We start from the raw sequence: 19,402 nt of genomic DNA on the forward strand, positions 1-19,402 counted from the left end.
TCACCACGCAGCACAGAACCCCCTCACCCGAATCGGGTGAGGGGGTTCTGTTTTATGCGGTCGGCTACTTCGACGAGCGCTCCTTCTCAAGATCGTCGACCCGGGCGGCGTTGCCCTTGTACCGTGACCGTCGCTCCCGGGCCGCCTCCGCGGCCTCGCCGCACGTCGTGGCCGGCACGCCGTTCGGGTGCTTGGCCATGGCCTTGGCCATGCCGCGCGCCCGCAGCGTCGTGCCGTCGGTGAGACGCGCGTCCAGTGTGGCCTTCATGGCCGCGGCCGAGTCGTGCGACGTGTCGGCCTGCCAGCGCGCCTCGGCACGCTCGTGGGCCTGGTCCCAGGCCGTCATCGGACGGATCTTCGCAGACTTTGCGTCCTTGATCTCGCGGCCCGCGCGGAGTTCGCGCAAGCCCTCCATCACCGCCGCGTTCTCGGCCGCCTGGGCCCGCGCCACCGAGTACGAGTCGTCGCGCACGCTCTCCGGTTCCGGCTTGGGCTCGTCGGCCTCGTGCAGGAACTTCGCCGCCAGCCCCCACTGGGCGCCGTAGTACACGTCCATCGGCTGCGGCACCTCGCCCTTGGCTTGTTTCCGATCGACGTAAATGTCGTACCGTTCCTGAGCGAACTGCTCGTAGCCGCGGGCTGCACCCTCCTCGTGCGCCGACAGGAACCGGATCGCGTCGTCGCTCAAACAGGCGAGCGGCCCATCGGTCGGCCGCTCTACCGGTGCATCCATCGTGGCGCGCTTGTCCGCGGCCCAGTCGCGCAGCTCGGCCGCTTGCTGTCGCTGTTCCATGTACAGGACCAACAGCCAAGGCATCGACTCCATGAACGACTGCGACTGGCTGATTCGGCGCGCCGCGACCGCCACATCACGGTCGAGACGGTCCTCGACTCGTGTCACGACAGTGTCGATCCAATCGTCCGTCTTGGTTCGGTGCCGCGTCGCCCTCCGCTCGATCGAGTCATTCAGTCGGTCGCGCGCCACCGTGCGAGGCGCGCCCGCTCGCTCGCCTTGATCTTCTCCAGCTCCGCGCCCAGCCACGACGGGCGTTCCGCGTCTGCCGGGCGCTTGGCGATCTCCCTCATGGTCGAATCCAGGACCGCCCGGGACCGGTCGAATGCCCGCATCACCTCCAGTCGGTGCCGCAGGGAGAGCGACATCTCCTCCTCCGGTTCTGGCGTCGGCTCCGGTTCCGGCGGCTGCACCGGCGTCGCTGCGAAGTTCACCCCCGACGGCTTCGATATTTGCTCCCGCAACTTCTTCTGTCTCTCGGCCCTGCTGCTGCTCATTCTGGATCTCCTTCTGTCGGTCGGCGATCGAGTCTTCGATCGCCTGATACGTGTAGTCGGTGCCGAAGATCGATCCGCCACGCGACATCTTGTAGGTCTTGCCACCGCGCGATGAGAAACGCCGGACGTGGCCCGCGTCGTCGAGGACGGCGAACGACAGCGCGTGCTTGGGGTTCGTCTTGTTCGGCTTCTTGAACCGCACGTCGACGCCGCGTGCGCGCATCGCACGCTTGAACGTCGCCATCGAATCGATGCTGTCGTCGTCGAGGACGCGGTCGACCTCGTCCCGGACCCATGCCTGCCAATTCTCCTCGGTGACGTCGAGGTGCGTCATGCCCGCGTGCTCGGGGATCTCGACGCCGCGGCGGCGAAGCCAGACCAACTCCTTGGTCTTCGACACCTCGCCGGGCGCGGCGACCCGTAGGCCGTGCTCCTCCATCAGCTCGTCGTTGATCGGCTTCACATCGCCGTAGACAAAGCCCTTACGCAGCGCCCGCATGGTCTGTGTGTCGTGATTCAGGATGAAGACGTGTGCGTGGAGGTGCTCCTTGTCGGCGTGAACGCCGACAACGCACGGTGCGTTCGGAGCTACGCGCTTAGCCAACTCGTAGGCCAGTTCGAGGACTCGCTGCTGATCGTTGGGGTCGGTCACGTCGAACTCGTCGGGATGGAAGCTTTGAGTAAGTAGGATGCCTTTGCGAGGGCGCCGTTTTGAATACGGTGCGAACATTTCCTCGGCAACCCGAGCGGTCTCTTCGCCGGCAGCGATGCCAGGCGGCAGCATCGTGAAGTCGGAGCGGAAAGCGACGGGGCGGAAGACCTGATCGCGCTTCCGCACTTTACCCACGATCACGTACATGATCGGCCCGGTGATCGCCTTCGCGGGCTCAGCTTTGCAGATGCTCATGGACCCCTGCCTGGATCTGCGCCACCAGCTCGCGAAGTTCTGCCACGAACTCCTGGAGCTCGACGACTTCGCCGCTGTTGACCCGCCTCGCGATCTGATTGGCGTTGTTGCCGACGCGATTGATCGACGCGGTGCTCTGGGTCAGGAGCGACGCCCACCGTGCGGACTCCGACCGCACGGGCCGGCTCCGCGGCTCCTCACGGACGGGATTGCCGACCTCACCCTTGGCTCGTTGCTTCTTGACGTAGCGGTGCGTCAGCTTGATCGCGTGACGGATCGCCGCCGAGGCGTCCTTGGCACTGTAGAAGTCCCTGATCTCGTCGACGGCGGCTCGCTCGTCGTCCTTGACGCGGACGTGGATGATGCTGGATTTCGCGGACACGGGTTCCCTCGCAGAATGGTGCTGTGCGAGAGACCTGGAGTGCCCTTGGAACCTGCATCGGCTCGACCCGGACGGGCCTCAAGTGTGGAACCGAAGTGGCTCCCGGGGTTCTTTCCCCTACCTGATTCGTCGTCGATTCTACCTCAGCTGCGCAGGGAGAAACAGCACGGCTAGAAACGCACAAGTGTGTGACATATGGGTCCGCTGCGCGGACCTCCTATCACTTGTGCCTGCTAAAGGGAGGTGGCCTGCGGCCCCTCCCTCTCGGCCTGACGGCCGATTCACCCTCCCCGCGGGTGCTCGCACTCCGCGCTGCGCCTGGACCGCGTGCGCCTCGCTGGCCGGCCGATCGCAGGCCACCTCGACCCACGGACGTGTCGACCACTCCGCGGCGCACAGGCGTTGACGGTGATACCCGGCGGCGGTCACGGCCGTCGAGAGAAGCGCGCTCGTGACGCAGGCCGAGGCTTCGCCCGTCCCGCTGTGGCGCCGACAGCTGGAAGATCCCGGCCCTTTGGGCCGGGGAGGGCACTGCACAGACCTGGGCGCTCGCTCGCCCCCCAGGACCATGCCGCACCCAGGCAGAGCCCGCGCCGGAGTCGGCGACGCTGTCGGCCTCATGGTCGTTGCTGCACCGGGCCAGCTCGGAGCCGACGGCCGCTGAGTCCGCGGCGGGGAGTTGTGATCGTGGATCGTCGCAGAGTCCCGTGATCAGCCGTGCCCGAAGCGAGGAAGAGTGTTGCTGCGCTCCGGGCCAAGTCGGTCACGGTCGACCGCGGCCGGTGGAGCGAGTCTGTAGCTGTCGACGTGGTGAGGAGGGCGTACCCGGCCTGTCTTCGGTGCCGCTGGCATAACTCCGGCGGATAACGCGCTGCCCACGATTCGAGCGTCGAAAACTATTGTGCTGCAATAATTCTGGTCGATCATTGGTCGGTCGAGGTCCTACCTTCGGGCCACTGTGTGCCCACACTGGTCCGAAGGAGGTTTCTCGTCAGTGCACTCGACTGACCACTCTGGGGCGAGTTCGCCCGGAGTGGGTCGGGACGCGGGCATCACTGGCTCGCCGGGAGCGTCGTCTCGGGCTACTCCGACCCAGGAAGGTTGTCGCTGGCCCGTACCGCCCGTGAGTGGTGTCCGATTGGATCGCGTTCGGTACATCGGACGACCAGCGACGCCTCGAAATGGGTTCTCGTCGGTCGCTGGACGGTATCGGTACGTCATTCGACCAGCGATGCCCGGATTCGGTCCCTCGTCAGTCACCCGACGGTACGAGCAGAAGCCAGCGCGGCCCGGACTGGGCACGTTCGGGTCAGGAGGCGACCAGCGAACGCTCGTCGAGGGACCACATTGAGGCAGCGCCAACCGCCCCGGGCCGGAGTCGCCCAGGCGTTGCCGTGACTGGTCGGTCGACGTACCGATCACCGACCACCGCCAGCCCGGATCGTCACGGCTCGGGCCGAAGTGGTCGGGTCGAGCGACTGGTGGGCGACCGTGAGCGGTGCTTCAATGGGCCCAGCAACGGCCGCACCACCGCCACCAGGGGTGACGGTGGTGCGGCGACAGGGGTAGGACCGTGATCGCAGCCGACTACATGTGCCGGAATCGGAGCGGCCACACGTTCGGGGGCGGGGCCCATCTCACGTCCGGGTGAGCAGTGATCACCCGATACACGACCTCGGGCGACTTCCCGTTCCACATGGCTCGACCGATGATGTCGTCCCAGGTGTCGTCGCTCCGGTCCGCCAGGACGCGCGGGAGCGCGTAATCATGGGCCCACCTCTCGTCGTCGAACTCGCGGCGCAACCGCTCACCTTCGACGGCCGCGGTACGGATCGCGCCCGGGTGCTTCATGTAGATATCGGGGTACTCGCGCGCCACATCGGTCGGGCTCAATTCGCCCTCGAACACACGCCGCTTCACGTCTTTGAACGTCACGCGCGGTGCACGAGTCCACCGAGCCACGAAGGCGTCGTAGTCAAACGATGCGACGACCTCGTGAAAGCCCTCGTGCGACAGGTACTTGCCGTAGTTGCGCCACGCGAGGCCGCCGACGAGGGGCGCGACGCGGTACCCGGGCGGGAGCATCGCTGCGACGACGTGCAGGTCGCGGCGGTCCTTGAATCGGAACGCTCCCTGGAGATGCTCTTCTGCACCGGCGCAGGAGACGCAGGCGGTACCGATGCCGTGGCGGACAAAGAGCCAGTCCACGGCACCGCTGCATACCAGGGCCCCGCGGAGCTTGCTCTCATCGGCTCGGTCGGTCGTCGATGCGTGGCGAACGAACATGAAAGCGCGGTAGCGGTCCCGCTTCGGCGCGGTGTCCGTGTCGATCTCGGCGCTGGCACGCTGAGAGCGCGCAGGGGTAGCATTGAACTGTGGTTGGCGGGACATTCGCCGATTCCTTTCTTGGAAGCACCTGGGCTGTCGGGCCCAGGTGCTTTTTCTTTGTTCTGTTGTGCAGGGGGTCAGCCAGCGTTGGTCAGGAAAGCTTCGAGGTCCTCGACGCGGTACAGGACCAACGTCGGGGAGATTCGGCGATAGCGCGGGCCCGTGCCTCGATTGCGCCAGTTGCGCAGAGTTCTCGGAGCGACCCCGAGGGCCTCAGCGGCCTCATTCGTCGTGACGGACAGCCGAGGAACAGCAGTGGTAGCAGACATGACGCCCGCTCCTTCCAGAAGAAGAAGCGCACCAGTTGATTTCTGTGGTGGTGGGCAGTCACTTCGCGGGAGGCCTGCCGACCCAGAGCCCCGCTTCGCACCGCCGTCTCGGCTCGGTGCCGCCGCCGCCGTGACCCTGGCGGGGGTCCGGCGTGCCCTGCCGGAGAGGACCCGGCGTACCTCGCCGGGAAGGAGTGCGGCCCGGCGTCGCCGGACGCTTCTACCCTACCGCTCCCCAGTTCCGCCTTCAAGCACCCTGGCCGCTATCATCCGGGGGCCCGCGAGCGCAGCGATAGTCCCATGCTCATCCCAGTTGTCCCACTTCTTTGTTCGTTAGAAAGTGGGACCATCTGTGGCATCACCCCAGTTCGCCGGGGGTGGGGCGTTGCCTGTCCTACTCTGTCCCAGTCCTCAATCAAGAACATGCACCCGGGTACGCGCGCGCGTCTGTGCTGGTCATTGCAGCCATCCGTGCAGTCTTGTCCCACATTATGTACAAAGATTGGGTTTCGTCCGAACATCTGTCCTTCAACGCTCTATTTTCCGACGGTCAAATCGGGGACAGCGGGAGCACTCCGGGCATCTGTGCAGGTCACAGACCACTTCGCTGTCCCAAACACGCGAAGCGAGATCCGGGGCACCTCCGGCATCTGTGCAGGTCACAGGGAACTTTGCTGTCCCGATCCGAGATTGGGACAGCGATCGGGGACATCGGAGTGTCTACGGTCCGTCGACCACATCAGCATCGGCATCGGCGCCGTCGCGCCAGTATCGGCCCGCCAAAGCCTCTGGGATCGAAGCCCACCCGTCGGCGTCCCAGCCGCCGGCCGCGCGCGCCTCGGCCATCGCGGCGATCGGCCCGGGCAGGGCGGCAGCGTCGAGATCCGGACCGCTGCCGAGGTCAATCACGAAGTCGTCAAGCTTCGTCCGACCATTCGCCGTGTGCGATCTCCACGTCACACGTACGCCCGCATCACGAAGCCACGCCGTTCGCGTGGCCGAATCGGCCTGTTCCCACCAGTCCTTTACGGTCTCACCGGTGCCTTCGTACCGCCAGCCCGGCGCCTTGATCGGCTTGCTGCGCAGCGACTCTTGCCGCTCGGTCAGAGCGGCTATGCGGGCGTCTAGTCGCTCCCGCTGCGGCGTGCCGCGCTTGAAAGCGCCGGTGCCGAGCTGATCGACGAGATCTGTCAGCAGCTCGTCAACCTCGGCCAACTCACCACGTGAGTCATCGCCGGAAAACCAGACTCGCATCATCCGTTCCATTGGTCCGACCCTGTCGAGAACGTGTCGCTCAACCTCGTCGTCTGCCCATTCGAGTGGGATCGAGCGGTTGTCGCACGGGCCCTCGATCCCAGCTGCGCCCTTCTTGTCCTGCGCGTATGCGCACCGATACCGAGGCATGCGTCCGGGACCGCCCTTGAGGCGGTACGCGGGTCGGCCGCACTCGCCGCAGAAGAGCACCCGTAGCAGCAAGCCCGACGTCGTCGTCGCGGTGCGATCGACCGAGCGCGCGGCGAGCGCGGCGCCGACTCGGTCGAAGATCTCCCGCGTCAGGATCGGCTCGGCCCGCACCACCGGCAGGCCGTCGTCGCCTGTCACGACAAACTCCGGGCCCAAGATCCGGTGGCCCTTGTCATCCCGCTGGATCTGACCCCTCGCATCGACCACCGGGTCTCGGGTCACGATCTGACCGAGCATGGTGCGGGAGGTCAGGGACTCCTTCATCCTCTGCGACGCCCACGCGTACCCCTTGGTATCGCGGCCTTTGATCTCGTTCATGCGATCCTTCGGCGTCAGTACGCCACGAGCCGTCAAGTCTGCGGCGATCGGGCGCAGCGGCTCCCCTGCCAGCACCCGCTCCACGACCTCCTGGATCACCGCGACCTGTTGTGGGTCCTGAACGAGTCGCCGCACATTGTCCTCGCCCTTCTCCGGGATGTACCCCCACGGTGCGATCCCGCCTCGCCACTTGCCCGATCTAATGTTGTGGTGCGACGCCGACGCGTTACGCGCCGAGATCGCTTCCAGCTCCATCTCCGCCGTCTTCGCCACGAGCATGGCCACGATGTCGCCGAACGGCGCCGTGAGATCGAGGAAAGCCTCGGTCGCCGACACGATCGCGACGTCATGCGCCTGGCCCCACCGGATTACGTCGGCCAGGTCGAGCAGTCGGCGCACCAACCTATCCATCCGGTACATGACCAAGACGTCTATCTCGTGGTGCCTGTTGGCCAGCCAAGGACCCAGTTTGGGCCTGTTGAAAGGTGTCGTCGCACCAGCGGATACGTCCAGATCCTCGGCGACGCCGACCACCTCATAGCCGCGTTGCTCGCACAGTTCGCGGCAAGCGTCCAGCTGACGCTCCGGTGACGTCGTCGCGTCGGTGACGCGGGAGAGTCGAATGACGATCAGAGCACGTTTCCCCATGTCGAGGATGGTACCTTGGTATTATTTAGTACTAATGGAGTATTCGGCGGTGCTCATCCCGTCGTCGTCGGTGGCCAGCAGCAGCACCTCGGCCCGTATCCTGCGTACGAGCCGGTTGTCCCCGACGGCTGTAAGTTTCGACATGATGTCCTTACCTCTCTTTTCCTGATGTGGATTTCGGATGTCACCGGCATGTCCGGTGCGGTCAGAGCGTTCCGCTGAACACGCCGCCGGCCAGTCCGACGACGACCGGGACGATGCCCAGGCAGACGAAGGCCGGCAGAAAGCACAGGCCCAGTGGACCGCTGATCGCGACCCCGGCCCGTTCGGCCTTCTCCAGCGCCCGGTCCTCGGCGCGGTGCCGGATCGTGTCGGCGAGCTCGCCGACACCCGCCGACAACGACGCACCGGCCCGCGACGACCGCCGGACCAGCGTCGCCAGCGAACGGCAGTATTCCGCTCCGCCGCCGGCCTCGCCGATCCGGTCGGCGGCCATCGTCCAGGCGTGGTCGGAATCGGCGCCGAGTGTGAGCAGATCCGCGGCGGTACCCAGCAGCTCGGCCAGCGTTTCCGGCGCCGACGCGGCGACGATCTGCGCAGCCGTCTCCACCGGCAGTCCCGAGCGCAGACAGACCGCGAACAGGTCCAGGGCCGCCGCGACGGTGAAGGGATCGTCCGGCCGGTCCGGCGCGCCGACCGACTCGGACCGGTCGCCGGAGTGTGATGTGATCCTGCACAGCAACCACGTCGGCGACGGCCACAGGATCAACGCGGCGCCCGCGCACAGCCCGGCGACGATCACCGATGTGTTCATCGGGCACCGACCCGCTCGACGATCCGGTCCGACCAGCACAGACCGGCAACCACAAGCGCGGTTCCGACGAGCAACAGGATTCCACCGAGCCCACCGCCGGCGAGCACACCGACCGGGTTCGCGCCGGTGGCCTGCCCGAGCGCGATGCCGAGCACAGGCAGGCCCGCCAGCACCGTTGCCGTGGCCCTCGGTCCCGCCAGACCGGCTTTGGTTCGTGAATCAAAGGCGTTGTGGGCCAGTACATCCGATCGCAGGGCAACGAGCAGATCGGCCATCGGCAGACCGTGCCGGTCCGACAGTTGCCAGGCCGCCCCGATCCGTTGCCACGACGCGTCCGGAATTCCCGCGCGGGTCGCCGTCAGGTCGGCCACGCGGATCTGTCCGCCCAGCGCGGCCCGGCCCGCCAGGGACGCCAGCCCTTGCGCTACAGCAGAATCCGGACTTGTCCGGGACAGTTCCGCGGCGGCGGCGGTACATGCGGTGGCGGCGAGGGACCCCACCGACATCTCCGCGATCATGATCGACAGCGCAACGAGCAGACTCTCGTCGTCGAGCCGGGCGGCCGAGGCGCGCCGCCGGCGAGCGTCCCGCCACAGCACCACCGCGACGATCATCGCCACCGATCCGGCCACTTCAGCACCGAAAGACGCTGCCACCGCGATGATCACGAGCACGATGCCGTACCTCGATCGCGCCGCCGCAGCACGCGAGGAACCGGCAGAACGTGACGGGCGCATACCCAAGAGGCGATACTCTGCCCGCGACTGCGGCCACCACAGCACCGCGATCGCCGCGGCGCACAGCACGGCGACGATCATCGATCACCACCGGCCAGGGCGCGAAGATCTCCGCCGAGAACCCCGGCTGCGCGCTCGCGTGTCCCGAGGAAGGTCGTATCGGTGATTCCGCTGCCGCGCAACCACACCGGGGTTATGGACACCAGTCCGCCGGCACCGCGCCGGACGGCGCCGATCTCTGCGACACCCCGTCGGCCGTCACGGCCACGTTCAACCCCGATCACCACATCGAGTGCGGCACCCAACTGGCTGTGCAGTGCCTCGCGGCCCATTCCGCCCAGTGCGGCGAGTGCTTCCATCCGGGCGGGCACCTCGCTGACCGAGTTGGCGTGCAGGGTCCCGGCGCAGCCGTTGTGGCCGGTGTTCAACGCGGTGAGCAGGTCGATCACCTCGGCACCCCGCACCTCGCCGACCACGATCCGGTCGGGCCGCATCCGCAACGCCTGACGCACCAGCGCCCGAACCGGAACCTCGCCCGCCCCCTCGACATTCGCGGTCCTGGCCACCATCCGCACCACGTGCGGATGGTCGGGCCGCAGTTCGGCGGCGTCCTCGACACAGACGATCCGGTCCGACCGGTCCATCCGGCCGATCAGCGCACCGAGCAGCGTCGTCTTTCCCGAGCCCGTGCCGCCCACCACGACGAACGCGAGCCGGGCCTCGATGATGTGCCGGATGAGCGGTACCGCGTCGGGCGGGACAGCCCCCGATTCGATGAGCGAATCCAGGTCCTTGCTGGCGGTTCGCAAGACCCGCAACGAGATACATGTGCCGTCGGCGGCGACCGGCGGTATCACCGCGTGCAGACGCACCGTGTACCCACGGCGGCCCACATTGGACAGTTGGCCGTCGACCCATGGCTGGGCGTCATCGAGTCGTTTGCCCGCGTTGAGTGCGAGCCTGGCCGCGAGCCGCCGCACCGAGGACTCATCGTCGAAGGTGATGTCGGTGCGCTGCAATCCGTGTCCGCGGTCGACCCACACGTGTCGTGGTCCGCTGACGAGGACGTCGGCGATGTCGGGTTCGGCGAGCAACTGTTCGAGCCGACCGGCGCCGGTCAGTTCGGTTTGCAGGTGCCGCAGCGCCACCAGCAGGTCGGCGTCACCGAGCACCCCACGCGCTTGCTCTCGGATCGCCGCTGCGATGATTTCCGGTGTGGTGTCGCCTGATTCGGATGCGAGCTGGTCGCGAACCCGGTCAAGCAGACCGTCGTCGATGGGCATGTCGTTATCCTCCCCCGCCTTTCGGCACATCCGGTGTCCCCCGACCCCGGAACACCGGATCTGTGGACAACCCGCGGCTGTGGATAAATCATCTGCCGTGGGTGACTCATATCCCGTGGCTGATTGATCTGCTCAGCGATGTCGCGCCGGGGCGTGGTGCGCGGCCCGGGCGAGGATCAGGTCGCAGGCCCGCCGGAGCGGGCGGCCACGCCCGGGTGCGCGAAGCCGGTCGCTTTCCAGACGTGCCGGCAGCCGTGGGTCGGGCCGGTAGGAGGCAAGTAGATCCAGTCCCACGGCGTCGGCTATCGCGCCGGCGCGCAATCCGGCCGGCGATGGTCCCCGCACGACGAGTGCCGTGTCGGCGCCGCGGTCGACGATGGCGGGAAGCATTGCCCGGGTGGCCGATACGGCGTGCAGCGACGCGGTGGTGACGACCACGACCAGGTCCACGGAGTCGATGACCAGGCGGCGCAGCGGGGTGGCCGCACGCGGCGTGTCGACGACGACGAGGGTGCCGTGTGCGGTGGCGGCGTCGAGCGCGGTGACCACCGACTCGGGACGGATCGGGAGGTGGTCACCGGTACCGGGGTTTCGGCCGCCGGGTTTGCGCGGGGCGAGCACCGACAGCCGCGGACCCTGCCGGGGCAGCACCGCCGTGAGCGCGTCGCCGCCGACGGCGCCGCGTTCAACAGTCAGGTCCTGCCAGCGCAGGCCCGGCGTGGCCTCGATCCCGAGAAGCAGGTCGACGCCGCCGCCGTGGTCGTCGACATCGAAGAGCATGGTGTGCGCGCCGCCGTCCGCCGAGCGCAACGCGGTCGCGGCGGCGAGCACGCTTGCGCCGGAGCCGCCGTGTCCGCCGATGACGGCGATCGCGGCACCCGGATGTCGGCGGGGCCGGCGGATGTCACTGAGCACCCGGACAAGTTCGGCATCGCCGCCGGGCAGGGCGACGGTGTGGTCCGCACCCAGCCCGATCGCGGCCGGCCAATGCACGTCGTCGGGCCCGGAACCGACGACCACGATGCCGGCGCGTTTGGGCGGTGCGCAGGTGGCCAGCACACCGATTGCCGCGGCGTCGACGATGACGGCCCGGGCACCGAGCCATTCACGACGGCACGATGCCGGGTCGGCGCGCACAAGCCGGTATCCGGCGGCCGCCGCGCACCTGGCGACGTCGTCGGTGAGGTGGTCATCGATGAGGGCGAGCACGTCATCAGCCATGTCTTCATCGTCGGTCCGGTTGCGGTCGCCACCGAGCCCCGATCGCCGCACAGACCGAATCTGTGGACAGACCGAAATTCATCCACAACCAGCGACCACCACGTAGCGCAGCAGGTCAGGCGGGAAGCACAGCTCGCACGAACTGGTCCAGGAAAGAGGACAACCGGTCCAGGAAAGAGGACAACCCCGGCCAGGGGGGAGGAGGCCGGGGTTGTCGGCGTTTCAGCCCCGGGGGGTCGGGCTGAATCGCTCCGGTATTACAACCGGGTGCCCACGACTATACACACGATCCGGATGGATGCAAACCTGGCGCGCGGAGCCGCGACAAGCCCCCCGGATTGCGGCGGTGGCCAGCAGATATGTGACCTGGACCGCGGTCTGGTGCGGTAGTCGCACCCGGCTGCGGACCACAGCCCAGCCCACGGTCCACCCCACAACGGATGATTACGCGGGTAGACACAGGCATTCCCACGCCCCTATACACCCTGGCGACCTATCGTCGACAACAAAAATCAGGTCCGGAAATTGGACGCCGAACCCCCTTGCTGTGACCGGTATCACGGTGTAGAAACGTTGGTACGGAATCCCGGAAGGCCACGTTCGATCCGGAAGAGAAGGAACGGACCCCCAGGCCGGGCAATTCCCAGCACGGGCGGCAAGCACCCACGCGGAGCGCGCCGCATAAGGCAAAAGCGTTGTGCACCTGCGACACTGAGACCAATCAACAACCCTCACACATTCGCTCGGAACGACGAGGATTCGGGGAGGTCCCGAATCACACGACGACCGTCGGACCGGCATGCGGTTCCTGAATGAGAACGGCGCTTCACCCGGACACGGCAGCAGCCGATCAGGACGAATCCGCGAAGTGAGAGGTCAAGAGGAAGCCACAGTCCCTCGCCGAGGTGATACCACAACCCACCAAGCACGCTTGGTAACTTGAGTCCGTGCTACGCGGGTGGTGGCCTGGCAGACGTCAGGACACCGCCCGCGTTTATATATGTGTGGCGTGTTCTACTCAGGCCCGCCGCATCAGACCGCGTCCGCGATCGATTTCGCTTCCGCGGCACCCGCTTCGAGTGCCTCGCAGCACAGCAGGATCCAATTGCCCAGCCCTTCCGGGGTGCCGCCGGCGAATCCTCGGGCGAAGGACCGGTAGTCGTTGATCCGTTTGAGCCAGGTGACCTCGGGAACGCCCAGGTTGTGCGGGTCGAGTCCGGTCGAGGTGCATACGAGTCGCGATGCCGCGCGCGCGATGATGCCGTTGGCGGTGGGAAACGCGTCGAGGCCGAGCAATTCGCCGTGCACGACCGCGGCCAGCACCGGACCGGGTACCGAGGTGGCCCCGCTGATCAGCTGGCCGAGCAGGTCGAGTCGGGCGGCGACGTCGGCTCCGGCACGCGGCCGGCCGAGATCGTCGGGATCATCGACCAAGTCGGCCGCGGCGAGCATGTGCAGTCGGGCCAGGGCCTGGGCGGGTGCGCGACGGAACACCCCGGTCAGCTGATCGAGCGAGTCGCCGTCGAGTGCCTGTGCCACGCGCATCGCACCGGCCAGGACGGGGTCGTCAAAGTCACCGTCGCGACGCAGTTCGACACTGCCACCGTCGATGGCCGCCGACGACCGGCCGGCCCGCCAGGACGCCTCGGTGGCGGTCTTGTCCCATCCGCGCAGGTTGGCGCGGTGCCGGTGGACGGCGCTGAGCGCGTCACGCGCTCTCTCTGCGGCGTCGGCCACACCGGGCAGTGCGACGAGCGGTGCCAGCGGATCGGTTCCCACAGCGCTCACCCTATCGACCACGTCACCTGTTCCATTCGGCGCATCTGGGTGACCATTCGGCGCGAATCGGTCCGGACTCCCCCACAACGCCCTTCCAACGTGACTACCCTCACAATCACACGAGAACGTGTGGCGCCTGGCGCCGCGCGCCGCCCGGACGTGATCGGGACAACCCTGATCATGGACGACGACCCGTACCCGAAGGTTTTGCGGGTCTCCCACAAGCCCGGTAGAGACTCACCGAAGAGAAAGGCCTGGAAACGATGACTTCCACGACCGCCCATCCCGTAGAGAGCTTCCCGCCGTCGGAGGAGTTCGCCGCGCAGGCCAATGCGGGCGCCGAACTCTACGATCGGGCTGAGGCGGACCGGCTCGAGTTCTGGGCCGAACAGGCTCGTCGTCTCGACTGGGCCGACGACTTCGGCGAGGTCCTCGACTGGAGCGACGCCCCCGTCGCCAAGTGGTTCGTCGGCGGCAGGCTCAACGTCTCCTACAACTGTGTCGACCGGCATGTCGCCGCGGGCAAGGGCGACCGCGTGGCGATCCATTGGGTCGGCGAACCCGGTGACAGCCGCGACATCACGTATGCGCAGCTGCTCAGCGAGGTGTCCAAGGCGGCCAACTACTTCACCTCGATCGGCCTGACCGCCGGCGACCGCGTCGCCATCTACATGCCGATGGTCCCCGAGGCGATCGTCTCGATGCTGGCGTGCGCGCGCCTGGGCCTGACGCATTCGGTGGTGTTCGCCGGATTCTCGGCCGGCGCGCTGCGCTCCCGCGTCGACGACGCCGAGGCCAAACTGGTCATCACCACCGACGGCCAGTACCGGCGCGGCAAGCCCGCCCCGCTGAAGGAGGCCGTCGACGAGGCGCTGGGTACCGGCGACGGGGCCGCCGCCTCGGTACAGAAGGTGCTGGTGGTGCGTCGCACCAACCATGACCCCGACCTGAACTGGGTGGAGGGCCGGGACGTGTGGTGGGAGGACACCGTCGACGAGCAGTCCGCGGCGCACGAGCCGGAGGCGTTCGACTCCGAACATCCGCTGTTCCTGCTGTACACCTCGGGCACCACGGGTAAGCCCAAGGGCATCGTGCACACCTCGGGCGGCTATCTGACCCAGGCCAGCTACACCTTCCACTACGTGTTCGACCACAAGGAGGGCCGCGACGTCTTCTGGTGCGGTGCCGATATCGGCTGGGTGACCGGACACACCTATCTGGTGTACGGCCCGCTGTCGAACGGCGCGACCGAGATCATCTACGAGGGCACCCCCAACTCCCCCGACGAGCACCGGCACTTCGAGGTCATCGAGAAGTACGGGGTGACCATCTACTACATCGCCCCCACCCTGATCCGTACGTTCATGAAGTGGGGCCGGGACATCCCCGACGCCCACGACCTGTCGAGCGTGCGACTGCTCGGCAGCGTCGGCGAACCCATCAATCCCGAGGCGTGGCGGTGGTTCCGCGAGGTCATCGGCGGCGGCAAGGCCCCGATCGTCGACACCTGGTGGCAGACGGAGACCGGCGGCATCATGATTTCGCCGCTGCCCGGTGTGACGACGACCAAACCCGGTTCGGCGATGGCACCGCTGCCCGGTATCAGCGCCACCATCGTCGACGATAACGGCAACCCGGTCAGTGCCGGCGAGCAGGGCTATCTGGTGCTCGACAAGCCGTGGCCGGCGATGTTGCGCGGCATCTGGGGCGACCCGGTCCGGTTCAAGGAGACCTACTGGTCGCGGTTCGCCGAGCAGGGCTGGTACTTCGCCGGTGACGGCGCCCGCTACGATGACGACCACGCACTGTGGGTGCTCGGCCGTGTCGACGACGTGATGAACGTGTCCGGGCACCGCATCTCCACCTCCGAGGTCGAGTCGGCGCTGGTCGGGCATTCGGGGGTGGCCGAGGCTGCGGTCATCGGTGCCGCCGACGAGACGACCGGCCAGGGCATCGTCGCGTTCGTGATCCTGCGCGAAGGGGTGGAGAACACGGGCGAGCAGCTGATCGCGGAACTGCGCCGGCAGGTGTCGATCGAGATCTCCCCGATCGCCAAGCCGCGCGAGATCAACGTGGTCCCCGAACTCCCGAAGACGCGGTCGGGCAAGATCATGCGCCGTCTGCTCAAGGATGTGGCCGAGGGCCGCGAGCTCGGCGATACCTCGACACTTGTCGACCCGTCCGTTTTCGAGGCGATCCGCAGCCGTAAGTCCTGATCACCGGCCGTCGGGCCGGATCACCACGGCCCATGTGAGTCCGTCGCAGCGCCACCGGCGAGGAATCCCGGTGGCGCTGCGTCGTGGTATTGCCGCCAAAGCATGGCAACATATGCCCATACCCGAACTACGGAGGATGTAGTGAGCCGACCCGTGCCCCCCGGCAACCAGACCGTCCCGTCGATCCCGCTGCGGGATGCGAACGTCGGCAAGGACGGCGAACCCAGTATTGGGAACCTGGTCAAGGACGCCACCGCAAGCGTGTCGACGCTGTTCCGTGCCGAGGTCGCGCTGGCCAAGGCCGAACTGGTGGATGCCGGCAAGAAGGCGGGCGCCGGTACCGGCCTGCTGGTGGTCGCGGGTGTGATGCTGCTGTACACCAGCCTGTTCTTCTTCTTTTTCCTCGCCGTGCTGCTCGACGTGTGGCTGCCCGCGTGGGCGGCGTGGTTGATCGTGTTCGTGATCCTGCTGACCATCACGATCGTCGCCGCCGTGGGCGGCTACTTCATCTTCCGCAAGGTCCGCGGACCCGCGAAAACCATCGAATCGGTCAAAGAGGTGCAGTCGGTGCTGCCGCGCGGCATCCCCGGCAAGGACGCGGTATCAGCGGTCGACGCCCGGGCCGGCTACCCGCCGATACCGCCCGCGCACGACCCGCGGCGCTGACGTTGGCCGCTGCGCCGGATCCGTCGAGCGTCCGGTTCCCCGGCCCCTGGCACGACGTCGACTGGCATCATTTCGACGTCCGCGCCAACGGTCTGAAGTTTCACGCCGTCGAATGCGACCCGGCGGGTTCACCGGATCGTCAGCTGGTGCTGCTGCTGCACGGGTACACCGAGTTCTGGTGGGGCTGGCGTCACCAACTGCGGGCGCTGACCGAGGCCGGCTACCGCGCGGTGGCCGTCGACCTGCGCGGCTACGGCGACAGCGACAAGCCGCCCCGCGGATACGACGGCTGGACTCTGGCCGGCGACACCAACGGCCTGGTGCGCTCGCTCGGTCATCGCACCGCCACGCTCGTCGGTAACGCCGACGGGGGGCTGGTGTGCTGGGCCACGGCCGCGCTGCATCCTCGGGTCGTCGACCGGATCGCGGTGCTGGCCTCCCCCCACCCCCGCGCACTGCGCCGGGAGGTGCTGCTGCACCGGGCGCAGCGTTCGGCGTTCCTGTCCGGGTTTCTGCACAACCAGTTGCCGCGCGTCGGCGAGCGGCGGCTGGTGCACCACGACGCACGCTTCGTCGACCACTACTTCCGGCGATTGTCGTCACCCCAATGGCAGCAGGGCACCGACTTCGCCGACACGGTCACCCGGAACAGGTCGGCGCTGCAGATACCGTATGTGGCGCACAGCAGCCTGGAGTACCGGCGCTGGGCGTTCCGTTCCCAGTTCCGTCCCGACGGTGCCACATTCATGAAACAGATGGACGTCCGGCTCACCGTCCCGGTGCTGGCGTTGCGCGGCGCTGACGACCCGTACATCTTCGAACGGCCACTGACCCGTTCGGGCCGCTACGCCTCCCGATTCGCCTACGTCGAGATCCCCGACAGCGGCCACTTCGCCCACCAGGAACAACCCGAGGCGGTGTCCCGGCAGTTGCTGGGCTTCATCAGCACCTGATCACGGCTAGCCCAACGGGCTAGCCCCCGATGCAGGAGTGAGTGCTGACTCTCGAGGACCGGTTTGCCGAGGTTGCCAGATTGTCGCTCACCTGCTCGGCGGTCAGGACGAAACCTGTTTCGTCGGCGGGGTCCTGGGAGGCCCCGAACACCACGCCGAGCACACGGCCGTCGAGATCGATCAGCGGCCCGCCGGAGTTGCCTTGCCGGATCTGCCCGCGGACCGTGTACACCTCGCGGCGTACCTGCTGCGAGCTGTAGATATTGGGTCCGGACAGCCGGATCACGTTGCGGATCCGGACGGCGGTGGCGGTGAACGGTCCACCACCCGGAAAGCCCAGGGACACGGCGTCGTCGCCGGTGCCGGCCTGGCCGTCGGCGAACGTCAGGGCGGGGGCGGTCAGGCCCGGCACGTCCAGGACGGCGATGTCGTTGTTGTAGTCGAACAGGACCACCCGGGCGGACAGTTGCTGCCCGGATTCGACTTCGACGCTGAGGCTGCGGGTACCGGCGACGACGTGCGCGTTGGTCATGACGCGTTCAGGACCGACGACGAAGCCACTGCCTTCGAGTTCCTGCCGGCAGCTGGGTGCCACGCCGATGATCTTGACGACGCTCGGCCGGACCCGGCTGACAACCTGCTGCTGGGCGATCGCCTCGTCGGGTGGTCCGACGTTGGTGACGGGGGCCCGCCCGAACGGTCCGATGACCTCGGGCAGGCCGGAGTTGTTCAGGAGCGCGCTGAAATCGTTGGGCAGGTCGCGCAGCCATTGCGGGGCGAGGTCGTCGACGGCGCCGAGGACGGCCGAATCGCGGACCGCGGATGCCACCTTGGTGGGACCGGAGTTGGAGATGGGGATGGCCAGCAGCCATGCGGCGATAACCACGGCGATGACCTGCAGAACGGTGCCGACGATGCTGTCGACGGTGCGGGCGGCCGGCGATCGCATCCCGCCGCGGGCCGCACGGCCCAGGACGAGTCCGGCGACCTGCCCGGCTATGACGAAGATGACCAGGAGCGCGATGCCGATGAGCAGGCGCGCCTCCCGCGAGTCGACCTGTTCCATCAGTTTGGGGGCGAGCAGGATGCCCGCGACGGCACCGGCCAGGACCCCGATGAACGCGAGCGCCGAGGCGACGGCACCTTGCCGGTATCCGCTGATTCCGACGAGTATCGCCACGCCGACGACGAGGAGGTCGACCCAGATCGAGCCCGTCATGCTGCTCTCCCCGTCATGTCGGTGTCCCTGTCATGTCGGTGCCCCTGTCATGTCGTGGGCTCCGCGTGGGGCGGGTGGACCCTGTTGGATTGGGGGGATTCGGCCAGCGCGATGGCCTCGTCGAGGGGCCGCACGTCGTTCTTGTCCCAGGGGATCTCCCAGCCGGACACCTCGGCGATCGCCGCGATCAGCCCGCCGGTGAAGCCCCATACGAGCATGCCGTCGACGAAGAACGCGGGACCCTTGTACACGCTGCCGCCCAGGACCGACCGTTGTACTTGGAAACGGTTGTCGGGGTGCAGCAGTTCCCGCATGTTGATGCGGGTGACGCGGGCGGTTTCGCCGGTGTCGACGACACCGACGGGTCCGGGTTTGCGCCAATGCCCGACCACCGGGGTGACCTCGAACCCCGATGCGGGCACCGGGAACGGCATGAGGGTGGCGAGGATGTCGACGCCGCCGGCGACGAGCCCGGTCTCCTCGTTCGCCTCGCGCAGGGCGGTGCCGACGGGAAAGTCGTCGCCCGGGTCGAAGCCGCCGCCGGGGAAGGCGACCTGCCCGCTGTGCTGGCGCAGGGTGGGGGCACGCTGCGTGAGCAGTACGTCGACGTCTGCCGGCAGCCCGCCGTGCGCCGTGGGATCGGCGGCCCACGACCCGGAGAACAGGATGAGGACCGCGGCGGTGCGCTTGTTGCGCTGGATCATCGACATCCATCGGGTGCGATCACCGCCGCGGCCGAGCACCTTGGCGGTGACCGCGGTGACGTCGTCGGTGAGAGCATGCAGCCAGGGCGGGATCTGCGCCTGCGGCACGGTGGGGCCGTGTCCGGTGTAGTCGGCCGGGGTCAT

15 protein-coding genes are annotated in these 19,402 nt (G+C 67.6%); 3 read left to right on the forward strand and 12 right to left on the reverse strand.

From position 1 onward, the window contains the following. Positions 1-64: 64 nt before the first annotated feature. From GII31_RS20325 to GII31_RS20365, 10 genes are all read right to left on the reverse strand, one after another. A complete protein-coding gene (locus GII31_RS20325; RefSeq protein WP_260840153.1) occupies positions 65-2,197 on the reverse strand; it encodes a relaxase/mobilization nuclease domain-containing protein in 2,133 nt (710 codons plus the stop codon). Then, the gene (locus GII31_RS20330) at positions 2,178-2,579 is read right to left on the reverse strand and encodes a MobC family plasmid mobilization relaxosome protein (RefSeq protein WP_260840154.1); all 402 of its coding nucleotides are present in this window, start codon (positions 2,577-2,579) and stop codon (positions 2,178-2,180) included. The genes GII31_RS20325 and GII31_RS20330 overlap by 20 nt, the downstream gene beginning before the upstream one ends. Positions 2,580-4,166: 1,587 nt before the next feature. Further along, positions 4,167-4,970 carry a hypothetical protein gene (locus GII31_RS20335; RefSeq protein WP_260840155.1) on the reverse strand — a complete coding sequence of 268 codons (804 nt, stop codon included), beginning with the start codon at positions 4,968-4,970 and terminating at the stop codon, positions 4,167-4,169. Between the two features lie 74 nt (positions 4,971-5,044). After that, positions 5,045-5,236 carry a helix-turn-helix transcriptional regulator gene (locus tag GII31_RS22670; protein WP_407649852.1) on the reverse strand — a complete coding sequence of 64 codons (192 nt, stop codon included), beginning with the start codon at positions 5,234-5,236 and terminating at the stop codon, positions 5,045-5,047. Between the two features lie 720 nt (positions 5,237-5,956). Further along, on the reverse strand, positions 5,957-7,666 hold the full coding sequence (locus GII31_RS20340) for a recombinase family protein (protein ID WP_260840156.1): 1,710 nt from the start codon (positions 7,664-7,666) through the stop codon (positions 5,957-5,959). Positions 7,667-7,871: 205 nt separating this feature from the next. Next, positions 7,872-8,480 carry a type II secretion system F family protein gene (locus GII31_RS20345; RefSeq protein ID WP_213245133.1) on the reverse strand — a complete coding sequence of 203 codons (609 nt, stop codon included), beginning with the start codon at positions 8,478-8,480 and terminating at the stop codon, positions 7,872-7,874. Continuing rightward, positions 8,477-9,298: a type II secretion system F family protein gene (locus tag GII31_RS20350; RefSeq protein WP_322973040.1), complete on the reverse strand. Its 822-nt coding sequence runs from the start codon at positions 9,296-9,298 to the stop codon at positions 8,477-8,479. The genes GII31_RS20345 and GII31_RS20350 overlap by 4 nt, the downstream gene beginning before the upstream one ends. Next, entirely contained in the window at positions 9,295-10,500 is a 1,206-nt protein-coding gene (locus GII31_RS20355) for a TadA family conjugal transfer-associated ATPase (RefSeq protein WP_213245134.1), read from the reverse strand. Before GII31_RS20355 ends, GII31_RS20350 begins: the two co-directional genes overlap by 4 nt. 132 nt (positions 10,501-10,632) lie before the next feature. Continuing rightward, positions 10,633-11,721 (reverse strand): septum site-determining protein Ssd, encoded by a 1,089-nt coding sequence (gene ssd / locus GII31_RS20360; RefSeq protein WP_213245135.1) that lies wholly within the window; start codon positions 11,719-11,721, stop codon positions 10,633-10,635. A 1,032-nt stretch (positions 11,722-12,753) separates the two neighbouring features. Then, positions 12,754-13,500, reverse strand: coding sequence for a Fic family protein (locus GII31_RS20365; protein ID WP_213250803.1), 747 nt, complete (start codon positions 13,498-13,500; stop codon positions 12,754-12,756). A 263-nt stretch (positions 13,501-13,763) separates the two neighbouring features. Here GII31_RS20365 and acs point away from each other — a divergent pair, with 263 nt between their 5' ends. The 3 genes from acs (at position 13,764) to GII31_RS20380 (ending at position 17,335) form a co-directional block, all read left to right on the forward strand. Beyond that, positions 13,764-15,716: an acetate--CoA ligase gene (gene acs / locus GII31_RS20370; protein ID WP_213245136.1), complete on the forward strand. Its 1,953-nt coding sequence runs from the start codon at positions 13,764-13,766 to the stop codon at positions 15,714-15,716. A 102-nt stretch (positions 15,717-15,818) separates the two neighbouring features. Next, on the forward strand, positions 15,819-16,382 hold the full coding sequence (locus GII31_RS20375) for a phage holin family protein (protein WP_407649853.1): 564 nt from the start codon (positions 15,819-15,821) through the stop codon (positions 16,380-16,382). Between the two features lie 2 nt (positions 16,383-16,384). Continuing rightward, positions 16,385-17,335, forward strand: a complete 951-nt coding sequence (locus tag GII31_RS20380) for an alpha/beta fold hydrolase (protein WP_213245138.1) — start codon at positions 16,385-16,387, stop codon at positions 17,333-17,335. 19 nt (positions 17,336-17,354) lie between these two features. Here the strand turns inward: GII31_RS20380 and GII31_RS20385 are convergent, their stop codons facing one another. Next, the gene (locus GII31_RS20385; protein WP_213245139.1) at positions 17,355-18,554 is read right to left on the reverse strand and encodes a MarP family serine protease; all 1,200 of its coding nucleotides are present in this window, start codon (positions 18,552-18,554) and stop codon (positions 17,355-17,357) included. Positions 18,555-18,601: 47 nt separating this feature from the next. After that, entirely contained in the window at positions 18,602-19,402 is an 801-nt protein-coding gene (locus tag GII31_RS20390; protein WP_213250806.1) for an NUDIX hydrolase, read from the reverse strand.

The sequence above is a fragment of the Gordonia pseudamarae genome (genome assembly GCF_025273675.1).
Classification (GTDB): Bacteria; Actinomycetota; Actinomycetes; order Mycobacteriales; family Mycobacteriaceae; genus Gordonia; species Gordonia pseudamarae.